The 14,434-nt window shown below is 64.3% G+C and carries 16 protein-coding genes; 10 read left to right on the forward strand and 6 right to left on the reverse strand.

What is annotated here, in order from left to right:
• The first annotated feature begins 7 nt into the window (after positions 1 to 7).
• Both AK81_RS21275 and AK81_RS21280 read left to right on the forward strand, forming a co-directional pair.
• Entirely contained in the window at positions 8 to 775 is a 768-nt protein-coding gene (locus tag AK81_RS21275) for a CHAD domain-containing protein (RefSeq protein ID WP_043202218.1), read from the forward strand.
• 88 nt (positions 776 to 863) lie between these two features.
• Positions 864 to 1,661 (forward strand): acyl-CoA thioesterase, encoded by a 798-nt coding sequence (locus AK81_RS21280; protein ID WP_043202220.1) that lies wholly within the window; start codon positions 864 to 866, stop codon positions 1,659 to 1,661.
• Between the two features lie 136 nt (positions 1,662 to 1,797).
• Here AK81_RS21280 and AK81_RS21285 read toward each other — a convergent pair whose 3' ends face one another.
• From AK81_RS21285 to AK81_RS21295, 3 genes are all read right to left on the reverse strand, one after another.
• Entirely contained in the window at positions 1,798 to 2,166 is a 369-nt protein-coding gene (locus tag AK81_RS21285; protein WP_043202222.1) for an Mpo1-like protein, read from the reverse strand.
• Between the two features lie 75 nt (positions 2,167 to 2,241).
• A complete protein-coding gene (locus tag AK81_RS21290) occupies positions 2,242 to 3,720 on the reverse strand; it encodes a methyl-accepting chemotaxis protein (RefSeq protein WP_043202223.1) in 1,479 nt (492 codons plus the stop codon).
• Positions 3,721 to 3,828: 108 nt separating this feature from the next.
• Entirely contained in the window at positions 3,829 to 4,626 is a 798-nt protein-coding gene (locus AK81_RS21295) for a TatD family hydrolase (RefSeq protein ID WP_043202226.1), read from the reverse strand.
• A 157-nt stretch (positions 4,627 to 4,783) separates the two neighbouring features.
• Between AK81_RS21295 and AK81_RS21300 the strand changes: the two genes are divergently transcribed.
• From AK81_RS21300 to greB, 4 genes are all read left to right on the forward strand, one after another.
• On the forward strand, positions 4,784 to 6,190 hold the full coding sequence (locus AK81_RS21300; RefSeq protein ID WP_043202229.1) for a transglycosylase SLT domain-containing protein: 1,407 nt from the start codon (positions 4,784 to 4,786) through the stop codon (positions 6,188 to 6,190).
• Positions 6,191 to 6,303: 113 nt separating this feature from the next.
• Positions 6,304 to 6,741 (forward strand): DoxX family protein, encoded by a 438-nt coding sequence (locus AK81_RS21305; RefSeq protein ID WP_016500549.1) that lies wholly within the window; start codon positions 6,304 to 6,306, stop codon positions 6,739 to 6,741.
• 248 nt (positions 6,742 to 6,989) lie between these two features.
• On the forward strand, positions 6,990 to 7,298 hold the full coding sequence (locus AK81_RS21310; protein ID WP_043202231.1) for a hypothetical protein: 309 nt from the start codon (positions 6,990 to 6,992) through the stop codon (positions 7,296 to 7,298).
• Between the two features lie 11 nt (positions 7,299 to 7,309).
• Positions 7,310 to 7,783, forward strand: a complete 474-nt coding sequence (greB, locus tag AK81_RS21315; RefSeq protein ID WP_043202234.1) for a transcription elongation factor GreB — start codon at positions 7,310 to 7,312, stop codon at positions 7,781 to 7,783.
• A gap of 125 nt (positions 7,784 to 7,908) precedes the next feature.
• Here the strand turns inward: greB and AK81_RS21320 are convergent, their stop codons facing one another.
• Both AK81_RS21320 and AK81_RS21325 read right to left on the reverse strand, forming a co-directional pair.
• Entirely contained in the window at positions 7,909 to 10,416 is a 2,508-nt protein-coding gene (locus AK81_RS21320) for an ABC transporter permease (RefSeq protein WP_043202236.1), read from the reverse strand.
• The gene (locus AK81_RS21325) at positions 10,416 to 11,099 is read right to left on the reverse strand and encodes an ABC transporter ATP-binding protein (RefSeq protein WP_043202239.1); all 684 of its coding nucleotides are present in this window, start codon (positions 11,097 to 11,099) and stop codon (positions 10,416 to 10,418) included. Before AK81_RS21325 ends, AK81_RS21320 begins: the two co-directional genes overlap by 1 nt.
• Positions 11,100 to 11,109: 10 nt before the next feature.
• Between AK81_RS21325 and AK81_RS21330 the strand changes: the two genes are divergently transcribed.
• From AK81_RS21330 to AK81_RS21340, 3 genes are all read left to right on the forward strand, one after another.
• Positions 11,110 to 11,715 (forward strand): arylesterase, encoded by a 606-nt coding sequence (locus tag AK81_RS21330; protein WP_016500544.1) that lies wholly within the window; start codon positions 11,110 to 11,112, stop codon positions 11,713 to 11,715.
• Positions 11,716 to 11,773: 58 nt separating this feature from the next.
• Positions 11,774 to 12,064 carry a hypothetical protein gene (locus tag AK81_RS21335; protein WP_016485900.1) on the forward strand — a complete coding sequence of 97 codons (291 nt, stop codon included), beginning with the start codon at positions 11,774 to 11,776 and terminating at the stop codon, positions 12,062 to 12,064.
• Between the two features lie 113 nt (positions 12,065 to 12,177).
• Entirely contained in the window at positions 12,178 to 13,155 is a 978-nt protein-coding gene (locus tag AK81_RS21340; protein ID WP_016500543.1) for a L,D-transpeptidase family protein, read from the forward strand.
• A gap of 132 nt (positions 13,156 to 13,287) precedes the next feature.
• Here the strand turns inward: AK81_RS21340 and oprI are convergent, their stop codons facing one another.
• On the reverse strand, positions 13,288 to 13,539 hold the full coding sequence (gene oprI / locus AK81_RS21345) for an outer membrane lipoprotei OprI (protein ID WP_003259780.1): 252 nt from the start codon (positions 13,537 to 13,539) through the stop codon (positions 13,288 to 13,290).
• Positions 13,540 to 14,047: 508 nt separating this feature from the next.
• On the opposite strand from oprI, the gene AK81_RS21350 reads away from it, so the two are divergent.
• Complete coding sequence (locus AK81_RS21350) at positions 14,048 to 14,329, forward strand: GNAT family N-acetyltransferase (protein WP_003250290.1); 282 nt, start codon at positions 14,048 to 14,050, stop codon at positions 14,327 to 14,329.
• The last annotated feature ends 105 nt before the right edge of the window (positions 14,330 to 14,434 follow it).

A 14,434-nucleotide genomic window follows, 5' to 3' on the forward strand; every position in this document is an offset into this window, starting at 1 on the left:
GCGTCGTATGTCTGCCATGCTAGACCATGTAGTAGCTCAGATACTGGCCGTGCAGGTGCGCCTGATGGCCTGCCGCGAACGCCTGGCTGCCGATACCGACAGCGAGGCCTTGCACGACCTGCGCATCAGCCTGCGGCGCCTGCGCAGCCTGCTGCGGCCCCTGCGCGGGCTGCCTGGCGTGGAGCAACTGGAGGATGCCGCCAGCGCGTTGGGTACCCTGACCACGCCACTACGTGACCGGGAGGTGCTGGCAGCCGAGCTGATCGGGCGCGGCTATACCGCAGCCGGGCAGCGCCGCCTGGAAGGGCGTGGCAGGACCTTTGCCAGTGTCGCTGCCAGCCCGCAGCTGGCCCGGGTGCTGGCGATTGTCGACGCGTTCCCGTTGTTCCTGCGGGCGGCAGGCCGCGAGGGGCTGGTCAAGTCGCTGGGCAAGCGTATCGACAAACGCCTGGTCAAGCAGTGGCGCAAGTTGCACGATGCCCTGCAGGACCCCGCTCACGACCGCCACCGCCTGCGCTTGCTGATCAAGCGCGCGCGCTATGGCGACGAGGCCTACCCGCAACTCGACCACGCCGGGAAGAAACTGCAGCGCCTGTTGAAAAAGGCACAGGGCGACCTGGGCAACTGGCATGACCGCCTGCAGTGGTTGCTGCAGGCACGCGACCATGCTGACCTGGCCCCCTGCAAAGTTGCTTGGGAGCAGGAGCTGCACGAGGCCGAGCGCAAGTCGGATATGACGCTGGATGCCCTGCTGCAGGCGCTGGCGCGTCGCTAGCCCGAAAATTGACCGATATGCGGGCTGATCGCCCGGGGTTTGCTGGCTACGATGGGCAGACCTTTTCGCTGCGGGCAGGAGCCAGCCAATGAACTTCAACCAACTGCTCGATGCCGTGCGGGCCCATCCGGATGCTGTCAGCATCCCGCCTAGCTGGGCCCAGGGCCGCGCTGCCTTTGGCGGGCTGATGGCGGCCATGGTCTACGAGGCCATGCGCCTGAAACTCTCCGACAGCCGCCCTGTGCGCTCGCTGGCCATCAGCTTTGTTGCGCCTGCGGCTGCGGATGTGCCAATCCGTTTCGAGGTGGAGGTGCTGCGTGAAGGCAAGGCGGTCAGCACCTTGCTCGGCCGCGCCGTTCAGGATGGCCAGGTGGTGACCCTGGTGCAGGGCAATTTCGGTGCAGGCCGGCCTTCGGTGGTCGATGTGCCGGCGTTACCGGCGATGGAAATGCCAGCGCTCGACGACGCAGCGCCCGAGTTGCCCTATATCAAGGGCGTGACGCCCGAATTCATGCGCCATGTAGCCTTGCGTTGGGCGGTGGGTGGGTTGCCGTTCAGTGGCAATCAGTCGCGCAAGATGGGTGGCTGGGTGCGCTTGCGGGATGTGGCTGAAGAGCAGGTCAATGAGTCGCACTTGCTGGCGCTGGTCGATGCCTGGCCGCCGAGCCTGATGCCCTTTCTCAAGCAGCCCGCAGCGGGCAGCACATTGACCTGGACCATCGAGTTCATCCAGCCCACGGCGAAGCTGTCGACTCTGGACTGGTGCCGGTATTGCGTGGAGACCGAGCATGCGCGGGAGGGTTATGGGCATGCTGCCGCCGCCTTGTGGACAGCACAGGGCGAGTTGCTGGCCCTGAGCCGACAGACCGTCACCGTGTTTGCCTGATCAATCCCGGGAGCGCTGCGCGCTCCTTTCGCGACACAAGGCCGCTCCCACAGGGATCGCGCATGCTTCAAGGCTTGCGCGATCCCTGTGGGAGCGGCCTTGCGTCGCGATTGGGCTGCAAAGCAGCCCCATGGCATCAATGCCGGTGTTTATGCCGCTCCCGCCAGGCCTTCCACCAGGCTCCGCTCAGCAAAAAGCGCGGAAAGGTGATGAACTGCTCTGTCAGTAAGCGCTGCACGGCATCCTGGCGGTTGGCGAACGGCTCGGGCTGCTCGGCCTCCAGGCGGTGGCCCTGGCGCTGCAAGCCAAGGCCCGCAATCAGGGCAATCACGCCAACGGCAATCTGGCCCAGGTCCAGGCCGAACAGCCCGGACAGAATCAGCAGCGCGCCGAGGATGAACAGCGGCACGGCAATCAGGTGCAGCACCAGGTTGGCCGGGTGGCGGTGGTTATTGTGGTAGCCGCGCCATTGCCAGGCGGGCAGGTTGGGCAGGCGTTTGCTCATGGGCATATCCTCTCGGTCATGCACAAAGCTTAGTGCGGCCCCCGGGCGGGGGCCAATCGAGGCAGGCTATGGCGACTATAGCTTGAGCTGGCCAATGACCCTGTTCAGTTCGCCGGCCAGGGTCGCCAGTTCGCTGCTGGTAGTTGCCGAGCCCACCGTCTGTTGTACGGTCTGTTCGGTGACATCGCGGATGCTCACCACGGCGCGGTTCATTTCCTCGGCCACCTGGCTTTGCTGCTCGGCCGCCACGGCAATCTGGGTATTGCTTTCGCGCATCTGCGCCACAGCACCGGTAATCTCCGCCAGCGCCTCGCCGGCCTCCTGGGCCTGGCGGACGCAATCGTCGGCCTTGTACGAGCTTTCCTGCATGAATTCCACCGCATCGCGGGTGCCCGATTGCAGGGCAGAGACCATGGTGGTGATTTCGTCGGTAGAGGTTTGCACGCGCTTGGCCAGGTTGCGCACCTCATCGGCCACCACGGCAAAGCCGCGGCCCAGGTCGCCGGCGCGCGCCGCTTCGATGGCGGCGTTGAGCGCCAGCAGGTTGGTCTGTTCGGCGATGCTGTGGATCACACCGACCACGCTGTTGATCTTCTGGCTGTCTTCGGCCAGTTGGCGAATCATTTCGGCGGTTTGCTGCACACCGCTGGATAGCCCGGAAATCGAATCCTGCACCCGGCTGACCACCTCTTTGCCGCTGCCGGCCAAGGTGTCGGCGGTTTGTGACAGGTCACGGGTGGCACCGGCATGCTGGGCAATGTGGTGCACTGTCGCCGACATTTCGTTGATGGCGGTGGCGGCCTGGTCAGTCTCGCTCTGCTGGCCGAGCATGCCGTGGCGTACGTTGTTCATGCTGGCGGCCAGGCGGGCGGCGCCCGAGTCCAACTGTGCAGCGGTGTGGGCGACGGTGCTGACTACGCGGTGGTAGGTGGCCTGCATGGCATTGAAGGCCCCGGCCATCTGGCCGACCTCGTCGCCGCAGGCCAGCGGCACACGGGCCGCCAGGTCGCCGGTCTTTTCCACGTGCAGCATCACATCCTTCAGGGTATTGAGCTGGCTGAGCAGGAAGCGGATCAGCAGTTGCGAGGCGCCGAGCATGGCCAGCATCAGGATCAGCACGCATACCGCGTAGTTGCTGAAGCGCTCGAAGAATACCTGGCGCAGGCTTGGCGACTGAGCGAGCACTGCCACCTGTTGGTCGCCGTGGCGCACTACCTGGGCGCCGCGCAGCGGGTTTTCACCGAGGATCCAGGCGCTTGGCAGCTCGACCCAGCCCTGGGCGTTGCGCAGGCTATCAAGCGCCTCACCGGCGAAAGCCGGCGTTTGCCCGGCCGACCAGCTGATGACGTTGGCCGGGTGCGGCAATGCTTGCCCGGCAGGCCAGGCAGCCAGTAGCTGGGCTTGCGCTGCCGCCTGCGCCTGCGCAGCTTGCGCGCGGGCGCGTTGCTCCAGGTGCACGGCGTAGAGCACCAGCAGCAAGGTCGTGACAAAGGCCACCGCATTGACGGCCCAAAATTTGTACTTCAGGGAAACATTGCTAAGCCAGGCACCCATGGGCAGGTCTTCTCTGAGTTGAGCGGAAACAATATTGGCAAGGTGCCATCATTGTGCCTGCACTTGCTCAGCAAGATGTTGACCCATATCAACAGCCAGCGTGCTGGCTCAGGGGAGCTGGAAGAATGCCCGCGCCGTCGCGGTGGTATGCGCCGCCGTGTGCTCGACCGATTCCCCCCGGTGCAGCGCCACTTCGCGCAACACCTCCGGCAGAAACGCCGGCTCATTACGCCCGTTCTTCGGCTTGGGCCGCAGGCTGCGTGGCAGCAGGTAGGGGGCATCGCTCTCCAGCATCAGCCGCCCTTCGGCAATGTTGCCCACCAGCGGATGCAGGTGGGTGCCGCGGCGCTCGTCGCAGATCCAGCCGGTGATGCCGATGTGCAGGTCCATGTCCAGGTAGGCGAACAGCGCCTCGCGCTCGCCGGTAAAGCAGTGCACCACCGCGCCGGTGAGGTGGTCGCGGTAATTCTTCAGGATTGCCAGCAAGCGCTCGCTGGCATCGCGCTCATGCAGGAACACCGGCAGGCGCAGCTCTGCGGCCAGGGCCAGCTGGGCCTCCAGGGCTTTTTCCTGCAGTGGGCGAGGGGAGAAGTCGCGGTTGAAATCCAGGCCGCATTCGCCCACGGCGCGCACGCGCGGTTCGTTCAACAGCTGGCGCAACTGGCGCTCGCTGCCAGCATCCCAGGCCTTGGCATCGTGGGGGTGCACGCCCGCTGTGGCGAAAAGGTGCGCACCGCTGGCGTCCAGCTGCTGGCACAGCTCCAGCGCCTGCTCACTGACGGCCAGGCTGGTGCCTGTCAGCACCATTTGTATGACCCCGGCCTCAAGGGCGCGCTCGACGATCGCCGCTTGTTGGTCGTGGAAACTGCTGTTGGTCAGGTTGACGCCGATATCGATCAGTTGCATGGTGCTATCTCGTGCCGCGGGGCGGCCAGCATAGCAAAATCCGCGTTTTTCTGAAAAAACCAAGAACTTCATGCTGTTACCGTGGTCTTTTACCGTCATTTCTCACTTGGCGGTGCAACCCATGGATGCCGCCCAACCACCACGGATACGACTTCGCATGCTGCGATGCTGGCTCACCTTCCTGTTGACGCTCGGGCTGATCCTTACCGGCCCGGCCCAGGCGCGCGCGCCGGGGCCGCAGCAGAACATACCGCCCGCCAAGGTGCGTGATCTGCAGCAGGTTCGCACCAGCAAAGTGCTGCGGGTGCTGGTCAACCAGAGCCGCAACAGCTCCGGCGAGGTCAAGGGCGAGCCGGTCGGCATCGAGTATTACCGCCTGCGGGCCCTGGAGCATTACCTCAATGCCCGCGCCGCCGATGACCAGCGGATCCAGCTAAAGCTCATCCCGCGGGCCAAGGAGCAGTTGCTGGGCGCTCTGGCCCGCGGCGAGGGCGACCTGGCTGCGCCGGGCGAGCTGCTTGACCCCAGCACGGTGCGCGGCGTCAGCAGCAGTGCGCCGATACTCGACCAGGTGCCGTTGATGCTGGTCGGGCGCAAAGGCGAGCGGAGCTTCAGCAAGGTCGAGCAGCTGTCCGGGCGTACCGTGGCTTTGACCAGCGCCAGTGCCGCCGGCCCGCTGATCCAGCAGGTCAATCAGCAACTGGCGCTGCGCAAGCGGCCGCCGATCAAGGTGGAGTGGGTCGATTCGACGCTGGCGGTAGAGGATGTACTGGAGATGGTGCAGGCTGGCATCTACCACCTGACCGTGGTCGAGCAGCCCATTGCCCGGCGCTGGGCGCGGGTCATGCCGCGCCTGCGCCTGGACAGCCGGGTGCACCTGGGGGCGCCCCAAGCCATGCGCTGGTATGTGGGGCGTGATGCGCCGCAATTGTTGGCCACGGTCGATCACTTCCTGCAAGGTTACCGCGCGCCAGACAACCAGGATGCAGCCTTCGAGCGCATCTACCGGCGCCAGTACCGGGTGCACAACCCGTTGTCCAGCAAGGACCGCCAGCGCCTGGCCTCGGTGCGGGCGGTGCTGCAGAAGCATGGCCAGGCGCAGCAGATCGACTGGCTCAACCTGGCCGCCCTGGGCTTCAAGGAGTCGACGCTCAACCCGGCTGCACGCGGCACGGGCGGTGCCCATGGCCTGATGCAGATTACCCCTTCGGCCGCCCAGCGCGTGGGGGTAAGCAACACCGCCACGGTAGATGGCAATGTACAGGCCAGCGCACGCTACCTGGCGCTGATCCGGCGCAAGTTCTTTGCCAGCGCCAAGATCAACGAGCGGGAGCGCATGGCCTTCACGCTGGCGGCCTACAACCTCGGCCCAGAGCGAGTCCAGGCCATGCGTGCCGAAGCCCGGCGGCGTGGCCTCAACGGTGACCAGTGGTTCTTCCAGACCGAACGCATCGCCATGGAGCAGGTGGGCATGGGGCCGGTCAACTTCGTCAACAGTGTCAACAAGTACTTTTTGGCGTTCAACCGCGAGCGGGCTGCGCTGGAGCGTGTGGCAAAGCGCTGACAAATCGATTTTATCGATTGTTGTGTTGGGATTTTTGCGATTTTCATATCTATCGAATTGATTATGATGGCGACCATCCCAACACAACTTCTTCGCTTCAAGGACGCTTCGACATGAACAACACTACCCTCAACGCCCTGTTCTCCACCCGCGCCGGCGCCGGTCTCAGCGTTATCCGCATCCTGGTCGGCATCATCTTCATGGCGCACGGCGCACAAAAGCTGTTCGGGCTGTTCGGCGGTTATGGGCTGGAAGGGACTGGCCAGTGGATGGAAAGCATCGGCCTGGCCCCGGGCTACCTGATGGCCCTTTTGTCCGGTAGCGCCGAATTCTTCGGCGGCCTGGCACTGGTGGTCGGCTTGCTGGCCCGCCCGGCGGCGCTGGCGCTGAGCGTAACGCTGGTGGTGGCGATTCTCTCCGTGCACATCGGCAACGGCCTGTTCATGTCAAACAACGGCTATGAGTTCGCCCTGGCGCTGCTGGCCGGCACGGTTGCCGTCATGATCGAAGGCGCTGGCCGCTTCTCGCTGGACCGCCTGATCGCCCGGTAATCAGCTGCAAGCAGTGAGCTGCAAGCCGCAAGCAAGAGCGGGCCAGTACTCGGCCTGCTTTTGCTTGCGGCTTGTCGCTTGCAACTTGTAGCTCATCGCTCTAGCATACCGCCTGCGCCGATTTAAACAGCTACTTGCGGGGCGCAGGAAAGCCCCACCTCCGGGCTATCCGAAATACCGCTAAAGCGCTGGTTCGGTGACGCCTCCCACCGCTGCCCAGCGGGATTCGCGAGGCGGAGAGAAGCTCCATGAGTTGCCCACGTACCAGTGTCTGTTTGAGCCCTTTGCCTGCCAGCCAGGCGTCCCGCACACCGCGCATTCTGCTCGGTGGCCAGCATCAGCCCACCCTTTTGCGTCACCTCGAAGGCCTGTCCCGGCGCAAGGGCCAGGCGCGTGCCTTCCTGATCCAGTTCGTCGATATCGGCTGCCACCTGGCGCAATACGGCAATGACCGTTTCGACCTGGCCGTTATCCAGGCCCCGGCGCTGGACGAGGCCGCCGAAGTTATTGGCCACCTCACCCGCATCGCGCGCCAAGGCCTGATTACCCGCCGCTGAGGAGTGCGCTGTTGAGTACCAACATCATCACCACGCAAGGCCATGAGGCGCTGAAGAAAGAGCTGGACCACCTATGGCGCGTCTATCGCCCGGAGATCACCCAAAAGGTTGCCTGGGCGGCGTCACTGGGCGACCGCAGCGAAAATGCCGACTACCAGTACAACAAGAAGCTGTTGCGCGAAATCGACCGCCGGGTGCGTTACCTGCGCAAGCGGCTTGAAGATGTGAAGGTGGTGGCTTATTCGCCGCAGCAGGAAGGCAGGGTGTTTTTCGGTGCCTGGGTCGAGATCGAGAATGACGATGGCGAGACCATGAAGTTTCGCATTGTCGGCTATGACGAGATCTATGGGCGCAACGATTACATCTCGATCGATTCGCCCATGGCCCGTGCCTTGCTCAAGAAGGAGGAGGGCGATGAGGTGGTGGTGCACACGCCTACCGGTGAAGCGACCTGGTATGTGAAGAGCATTACCTACGGGCAATAAATTGATGTTGTCTTTGCCCGCCCCTTCGCGGGCATGCCCGCTCCCACAGGGATAGCACAGCATTCGCGGGCTGCACCGGATTTGTGGGAGCGGGCGCGCCCGCGAAGAGGCCCCACAGGCATCCCTCAACTGTCGCGCAACACCGCCAACGGGCTGGCATTCAGCGCCCGCCGCGTCCCCAGTACCCCCGCACCGCCCACCAGCAGCGCCCCCATCAGCGGCAACGCCAGCAGCCACGGGTGCGGGCTCCACTGCAAGTCGAAGGCATAGCGGTACAACACCAGGGTAATCAGCTCGCAGCCCACTGCTGCCAACAAGCCGCTGGCCGCCCCCAGCAAGCCGAACTCGATACGCCGTGCCTTGACCAGTAATGGCCGCGCCGCCCCCAGCGCACGCAGCAACGCACCTTGGCGAATGCGTTCGTCCAGCGTTGCCTGCAGGCCGGCGAACAGCACCGCGAGCCCCGCGGCCAGCACGAACAGCAGCACATACTCCACCGCCAGGGTCACCTGGGCGAGGATGCTGCGCAGCTGGTCGAGCAAGGCATCCACCTGCAGGATGGTCACCGCCGGGAATGCCCGTGACAGCGCCACCACATCCAGGTCGTGACCCGGCGCCAGGTAGAAGCTGGTCAGGTAGGTGGTCGGCAGCCCCTGCAGTGTGCCGGGCTGGAAGATCATGTAGAAGTTTGGCTGGAAGCTGTCCCAGTGCACGCTGCGCAGGCTGCTGACCCGAGCCTGACGCTGCTGGCCGCCGATGTCGAAGGTCAGCAGGTCGCCCATTTTCAGTTTCAGGCTGCTGGCCAGCTCCGCCTCCACCGACACACCGGGGATTTCGTCGCTGGCGGGCAAGGCTTGCCACCAGTTGCCTGCGGTCAGTGCATTGCCTTCGGGCAGCTCGGCGGCCCAGGTCAGGCTGAGGTCGCGCTGTACGGCACGCTCGCCGGCCGAGTCCTTGCTGACGATTTGCTGTACCGGTTGCTCGTTGATCTGCACCAGGCGCCCGGGCGTTACCGGATACAGCGGCGCTGAAGTGGCGTTGACCTGGTGCAGGCGTTGAGCGAACGGCTCACGGTCATCCGGCAGGATGTTCAGGGCGAAATGGTTGGGCGCATCCTTGGGGAGCTGAGCTTGCCAGGTGTCGAGCAGCTCTGCGCGTAGCAGGGCCACCAACGCCATGGCTAGCAGAATCAGGCCGAAGGCCAAGGCTTGGCCTGCGGCGGCCGTGGGGTGGCGCAGCAGCTGGCCCAGCCCCAGGCGCCAGGCCAGTGGCGCCCCGGCCAGCAGCTGGCGAAGGCTGCGCAAGCCGAGCAACAGCAGGCCGCCGAGCAGTAGTGCGGCGACCAGGCCGCCACCGAGCAGGGCGAAGGTAAGCAACAGATCGAGGCTCAGGCGCCACATGATCAGGCCAAGGGCAAACAGAGCAGCGCCGTACACCAACCAGCTGCTGGGCGGTATCGGCAACAGATCGCGGCGCAGTACCCGCAGTGGCGGGACCTGGCCCAGGGCGGCAATGGGTGGCAGGGCGAAACCGGCCAGTGCAACCAACCCGGTGCCGATGCCGGCCAGGGCCGGGATGATGCCGCCGGCCGGCACCACGCTTGGCAGCAGGCCGTGCAGCAGGCGGAACAGGCCCAACTGTGCCAGCCAGCCGAGCAGAGCGCCGGCAAGGGCGGCAACCAAACCGAGCATGGCCAGCTGCAGGCAATACAGACCCAGTGCCTGGCGGCGTGAGAGACCCAGGCAGCGCAGCAGTGCACTGGCATCCAGGCGGCGTGCGGCATACCGGCTGGCCGACAATGCCACGGCGACCCCGGCCAGCAGCACCGCCACCAGGCTGGCCATGTTCAGGTAGCGTTCGGCCTTGCCCAAGGCGCCACCGATCTGCTGGTTGCCATCGCGGGTGTCGCGCAGGCGCTGGTTGGCGGCCAGGTCTTTTTCCACGCCCTGGCGGTATTGGGCCAGGGCCTCGGCATCGCCACGCCACAGATCGCGGTAGGTGACCCGGCTGCCCGGCTGGATCACGCCGGTAGCCTCCAGGTCGGCCAGGTTCATCATCACCCGCGGGGTAAGGCTGTAGAAGTTGTTGGCGCGGTCCGGTTCGTAGGTCAGCACACGGCTCATGCGCAGGGTTTTCATGCCTACGTCGATGCTGTCGCCAATCGCCAGCCCCAGCGCTGCCAGCAGGCGGGGCTCGACCCACGCCTCGCCAGGTGCCGGGCCGCCGCCAGGTGTTTCCTCGGCATAGGGCGCCGGAGCACTGCGTACTTGCCCGCGCAATGGGTAGGCGCCGTCGGCGGCCTTGACGCTGGACAGCTGGATGCCGTTGTCGCCGCCCACCACGCTGGTGAACTCAACCACCTGCGCGTGTCGCAAGCCAAGTGCCGTACCGGCATCGATCTGCTGCTCGCGGGCGGCGGCGCTGCCCTGCAGCACCAGGTCGGCACCCAGGAATTCGCTGGCGCGCAGTTGCATGGCGCCGTTCAGGCGGGCGCCGAAGTAACCGATGGCGGTGCTGGCGGCCACCGCCACCAGCAGGGCAAAGAACAGCACGCGCACTTCGCTGGCGCGAATGTCGCGCAGCAATTGGCGCAGGGCCAGGCCGCACAGGCGGGACAACGGCATGTGTTTCATCAGGCCTCCACCGGGGTCACCAGGCGCCCCGCGTCCAGGCGGATCTGGCGACGGCAGCGCTGGGCCAGGCGTTCGTCATGGGTGACCAGCACCAGGGTGGTGCCGCGCTCCTTGTTCAATTCAAACAGCAAGTCGCTGATGCGCTCGCCGGTGTGGCTGTCGAGGTTGCCGGTGGGCTCGTCGGCAAACAACACCGCTGGCTGTGCGGCGAAGGCGCGGGCGATGGCCACCCGCTGCTGTTCGCCGCCTGACAGCTGGCGTGGGGTGTGGCTCAGGCGCTTGCCGAGGCCGACCCGTTCCAGCAGGGTGCGCGCCTGTTCGCGGGCATCGCGCCGGCCGTCCAGCTCCAGTGGCAGCATGACGTTTTCCAGCGCATTGAGGCTGTCGAGCAGCTGGAATGACTGGAACACGAAACCCACATGTTCGGCGCGTACCCGGGCGCGCTGGTCTTCATCCAGTGGCCCCAGATCGTTGCCGGCGAGGATGACCTTGCCGGCACTGGGCTGGTCGAGGCCGGCGAGCAGGCCGAGCAGGGTCGACTTGCCCGAGCCCGAGGCGCCGACGATGGCCAGGCTGTCGCCTTTGGCCAGCTCGAGGGAGAGTGCGTGGAGGATGGTCAGGTCACCTTCCGCGCTGGGGACCACTTTGCTAAGGTTCTGCGCAACGAGTATGTTGGGGCCCATGGAGAATCCGATGCGAGTGTGGTGGTTGAGTGCCGGTCTGGCCCTGTATTGCCTGGCCCAGAGCGCGGCGGCGGGAACACTGCTGGTTGTTGGCGATAGTATCAGCGCCGGTTTTGGCCTGGATACCCGCCAGGGTTGGGTCACTCTGTTGCAGACCCGCCTCAAGGACGAAGGTTTCGACGACAAAGTGGTCAACGCGTCGATCAGTGGCGACACCAGCGCAGGTGGCCAGGCGCGGCTGCCGGCGCTGCTTGCAGCCCATAAACCGAGCCTGGTGGTGCTGGAGCTGGGCGGCAACGATGGCCTGCGTGGGCAACCGCCCGCGCAATTGCAACAAAATCTTGCCTCGATGATCGAGGGCGCGCGCCAGGCCGGTGCCAAGGTGGTGCTGCTGGGCATGCGCCTGCCGCCCAATTACGGCGTGCGCTATACCACCGCTTTTGCCAAGGTGTATGAACAGCTGGCTGCGGACAAGCAGGTGCCGTTGGTGCCGTTTTTCCTCGAAGGGGTAGGGGGCGTGCCTGAGTTGATGCAGGCCGATGGCATCCATCCGGCCCAGGGCGCCCAGCAGCGCCTGCTGGAAAATGCCTGGCCGGCGATAAAACCCTTGCTGTGACGCTTTAAACGGGGCGGGCTTTCGGCTAATGTTGCGCCCCCCGTTTCGAGTGCCCCCGATGCCGCGCCCTGCCTGGTCCCTGTATGCCTATCAACTGATCGAGCCCGACGAGCAGCTCGACCTGTTCGCCTGCCAGGAAATCCGCGTCCACCTGGTGGCCCGCCAGCTTGAGCTGGGCGTGCCGGTCGACCGTACCTTGTGCGGCGGCCTGCTGCCGGCGCAGCCGCGCTGGTCGGGGGTGCCGCGCGCAATCTACCGCGACAGCCGCCTGTGTGACCTGTGCCGTGCCATCCTCGATGCCCAGCGGCGCGGCATGCGCCCGGTCTGGCCAGAGCTGCAAGCCAGCTGAGCGGCAAGCACCTTTCATCATCTGAAACGCTTGCAACGCGCCAATGCCTCCCGCTCGCATCGGCGCGGGTGTACAATCGATCCTCTTGACCCACCTTTCGAAGGATTTACCGGATGTTGCCGCGCTTTCCTGCCGTCACCCGTAGCCTGTCCCTGGCCGCCCTGCTGGTAGCGGGCCCCGCTGCTGCGCTGGAGCTGCCACTGCCACCGCCCGGTGAAGACATCGTCGGCCAGGTGCATGTGATCAAGGCAAAGTACGAGGACACGTTCGCCGACATCGGCACCGCCAACGACCTCGGCTACCTGGAAATGATTGCCGCCAACCCGGGCGTCGACCCCTGGCTGCCGGGCGCCGGCACCGAGATTATCCTGCCGACCCGCTACGTGCTGCCGCCAGGCCCGCGCGAAGGCATCGTCATCAACCTGGCCGAGTACCGCCTGTACTACTTCCCGAAAGGGCAGAACGTGGTGCATACCTTCCCGCTGGGTATTGGCCGTGAGGGTTGGGGGTCGCCGATCGCCAACACCAAGATCACCGCCAAGACGCCGAACCCGACGTGGACGCCACCCGCTTCGATCCGCAAAGAACACGCGGCGGACGGCGACATCCTGCCGACCGTAGTGCCGGCTGGCCCAGACAACCCATTGGGGCCGTTCAAGTTCACCCTGGGCGTGCCGGGCTACCTGATCCACGGTTCGAACAAGAAGTTCGGCATTGGCATGCGTACTAGCCACGGCTGCTTCCGCATGCTCAACAACAACGTGCTGGAACTGTCGAAGATGGTGCCGGTAGGTACTCCGGTGCGCATCATCAACGAGCCTTACAAGTTCGGTATCAGTGGCGGCAAGGTCTATCTGGAGGCGCACACGCCGCTGGACGATCAGGGTAACCCGTCGGTGGTCGACAAACACACCGCCGTTATCAACGCCTTGCTCAAGCGTGAAGACCTGGCCAATAACCTGCGTATGAACTGGGACATGGTGCGTGACGTGGTGGCCGCAGAAGATGGCATGCCGGTAGAAATTGCCGTGCCGGTCGAGAACCAGGGTAGTGCACCCATGGTGTCGAGCATTCCGCCCGAACTGCAGTAAGGTAATTGCGACACATCACGGCCCGCCTTAGTGCGGGCCTTTTCGTTACTGCCTGGCGCGTTTACCTTGCTGGCAGGCAATAAAAAAGCCGACCCACAAGTGGGTCGGCTTCTTAACAATCCGTGAGGATTATTACTTGCGGCTGGCTTTGTCCAGCATACGCAGAGCGCGCTCGTTGGCTTCGTCAGCGGTCTGCTGAGCCTTCTGAGCGGCTGCCAGTGCGTCGTCAGCCTTACGGTAGGCTTCGTCAGCACGAGCTTGAGCGCGAGCTGCTGCGTCTTCAGTCGCAGTCAGACGAGCTTCGGTTTCTTTGGATACGCTGCTGCAACCGGTAGCCAGAACTGCGGCCAGAGCCAGAGCAGAGAATTTCAGAACGTTGTTCATCGTGTTCCCCTTCAAGGACTTTCTATTAAATAGCCATCTCTCAGGAAAGAGAAACTGGCCGGCGTACATAGTACCCATTACTTGTAGTAAGTAAACTGACTGAGCGCAAGAACTGCAAAAAAAATGTGGCTTGGCGTCACACCGACAAGATTTGCGACGTGCGTGTGAAAAAAACGTGCAAGGTTCGCAAGCGATTGTAGTACCGAAACTTTTTTGTTGAACTAACGGTGACTTTAACTGTCCTTCGACGTCTTAAGCCCTACAACATCCGGCGGCTGTTGAAGGTAGCAGGGAAGAGTCGCTTTCTCAGCATTTTCGCCATTTTTAGCCGCTGCCACCTTGAGCAATCCCATTTGCGGCGCCTACTATCTTGTGAGTGCCAGGGGATCCGAACGATTACAATCGTCCAGAGGTCGAAGGGGCAACAGGTGGCGTAGAGGATTTTGCGCCGGATAAACCACCATCGGTTAAGGTATGGGTCTGCCGAGAAGACCTGCGAGGAGTAGTGATGAGCGAAGCGCTGACCATCCACCATGACCAGGCCGGTCATCAGTTCGAGACCAACGTGGACGGTCATCGTGCCTATCTGACGTACATGGATCTGGGCAAGCAGACGCTGGACATCTATCGCACCTTCGTGCCCAACGCCTTGCGGGGCCGCGGGATTGCTGCCGCATTGACCGAGCGGGCGCTGGAGTACGCTGAACAGATGGGCTACACGGTGATACCGTCCTGCTCATATGTGGAACGCTACATGGAGCGCCAGCAGCGGCATTCCAGCAAAGCCTGACGCCTTACATAAAAAGCGGGGCCGCTTCGCGCCCCATCGCGACGCAAGGCCGCTCCTACAGGAGATCGCATATCACTGTAGGAGCGGCCTTGCGTCGCGATGGGG

The sequence above is a fragment of the Pseudomonas putida W15Oct28 genome (genome assembly GCF_000708715.2).
Taxonomy (GTDB): Bacteria; Pseudomonadota; Gammaproteobacteria; order Pseudomonadales; family Pseudomonadaceae; genus Aquipseudomonas; species Aquipseudomonas putida_R.

Coding starts and splice junctions, on each gene's coding strand:
- AK81_RS21275 (WP_043202218.1), top strand. CDS start 8: ATGTCTGCCATGCTAGACCATGTAGTAGCTCAGATACTGGCCGTGCAG.
- AK81_RS21280 (WP_043202220.1), top strand. CDS start 864: ATGAACTTCAACCAACTGCTCGATGCCGTGCGGGCCCATCCGGATGCT.
- AK81_RS21285 (WP_043202222.1), bottom strand. CDS start 2,166: ATGAGCAAACGCCTGCCCAACCTGCCCGCCTGGCAATGGCGCGGCTAC.
- AK81_RS21290 (WP_043202223.1), bottom strand. CDS start 3,720: ATGGGTGCCTGGCTTAGCAATGTTTCCCTGAAGTACAAATTTTGGGCC.
- AK81_RS21295 (WP_043202226.1), bottom strand. CDS start 4,626: ATGCAACTGATCGATATCGGCGTCAACCTGACCAACAGCAGTTTCCAC.
- AK81_RS21300 (WP_043202229.1), top strand. CDS start 4,784: ATGCTGCGATGCTGGCTCACCTTCCTGTTGACGCTCGGGCTGATCCTT.
- AK81_RS21305 (WP_016500549.1), top strand. CDS start 6,304: ATGAACAACACTACCCTCAACGCCCTGTTCTCCACCCGCGCCGGCGCC.
- AK81_RS21310 (WP_043202231.1), top strand. CDS start 6,990: ATGAGTTGCCCACGTACCAGTGTCTGTTTGAGCCCTTTGCCTGCCAGC.
- AK81_RS21320 (WP_043202236.1), bottom strand. CDS start 10,416: ATGAAACACATGCCGTTGTCCCGCCTGTGCGGCCTGGCCCTGCGCCAA.
- AK81_RS21325 (WP_043202239.1), bottom strand. CDS start 11,099: ATGGGCCCCAACATACTCGTTGCGCAGAACCTTAGCAAAGTGGTCCCC.
- AK81_RS21330 (WP_016500544.1), top strand. CDS start 11,110: ATGCGAGTGTGGTGGTTGAGTGCCGGTCTGGCCCTGTATTGCCTGGCC.
- AK81_RS21335 (WP_016485900.1), top strand. CDS start 11,774: ATGCCGCGCCCTGCCTGGTCCCTGTATGCCTATCAACTGATCGAGCCC.
- AK81_RS21340 (WP_016500543.1), top strand. CDS start 12,178: ATGTTGCCGCGCTTTCCTGCCGTCACCCGTAGCCTGTCCCTGGCCGCC.
- oprI (WP_003259780.1), bottom strand. CDS start 13,539: ATGAACAACGTTCTGAAATTCTCTGCTCTGGCTCTGGCCGCAGTTCTG.
- AK81_RS21350 (WP_003250290.1), top strand. CDS start 14,048: ATGAGCGAAGCGCTGACCATCCACCATGACCAGGCCGGTCATCAGTTC.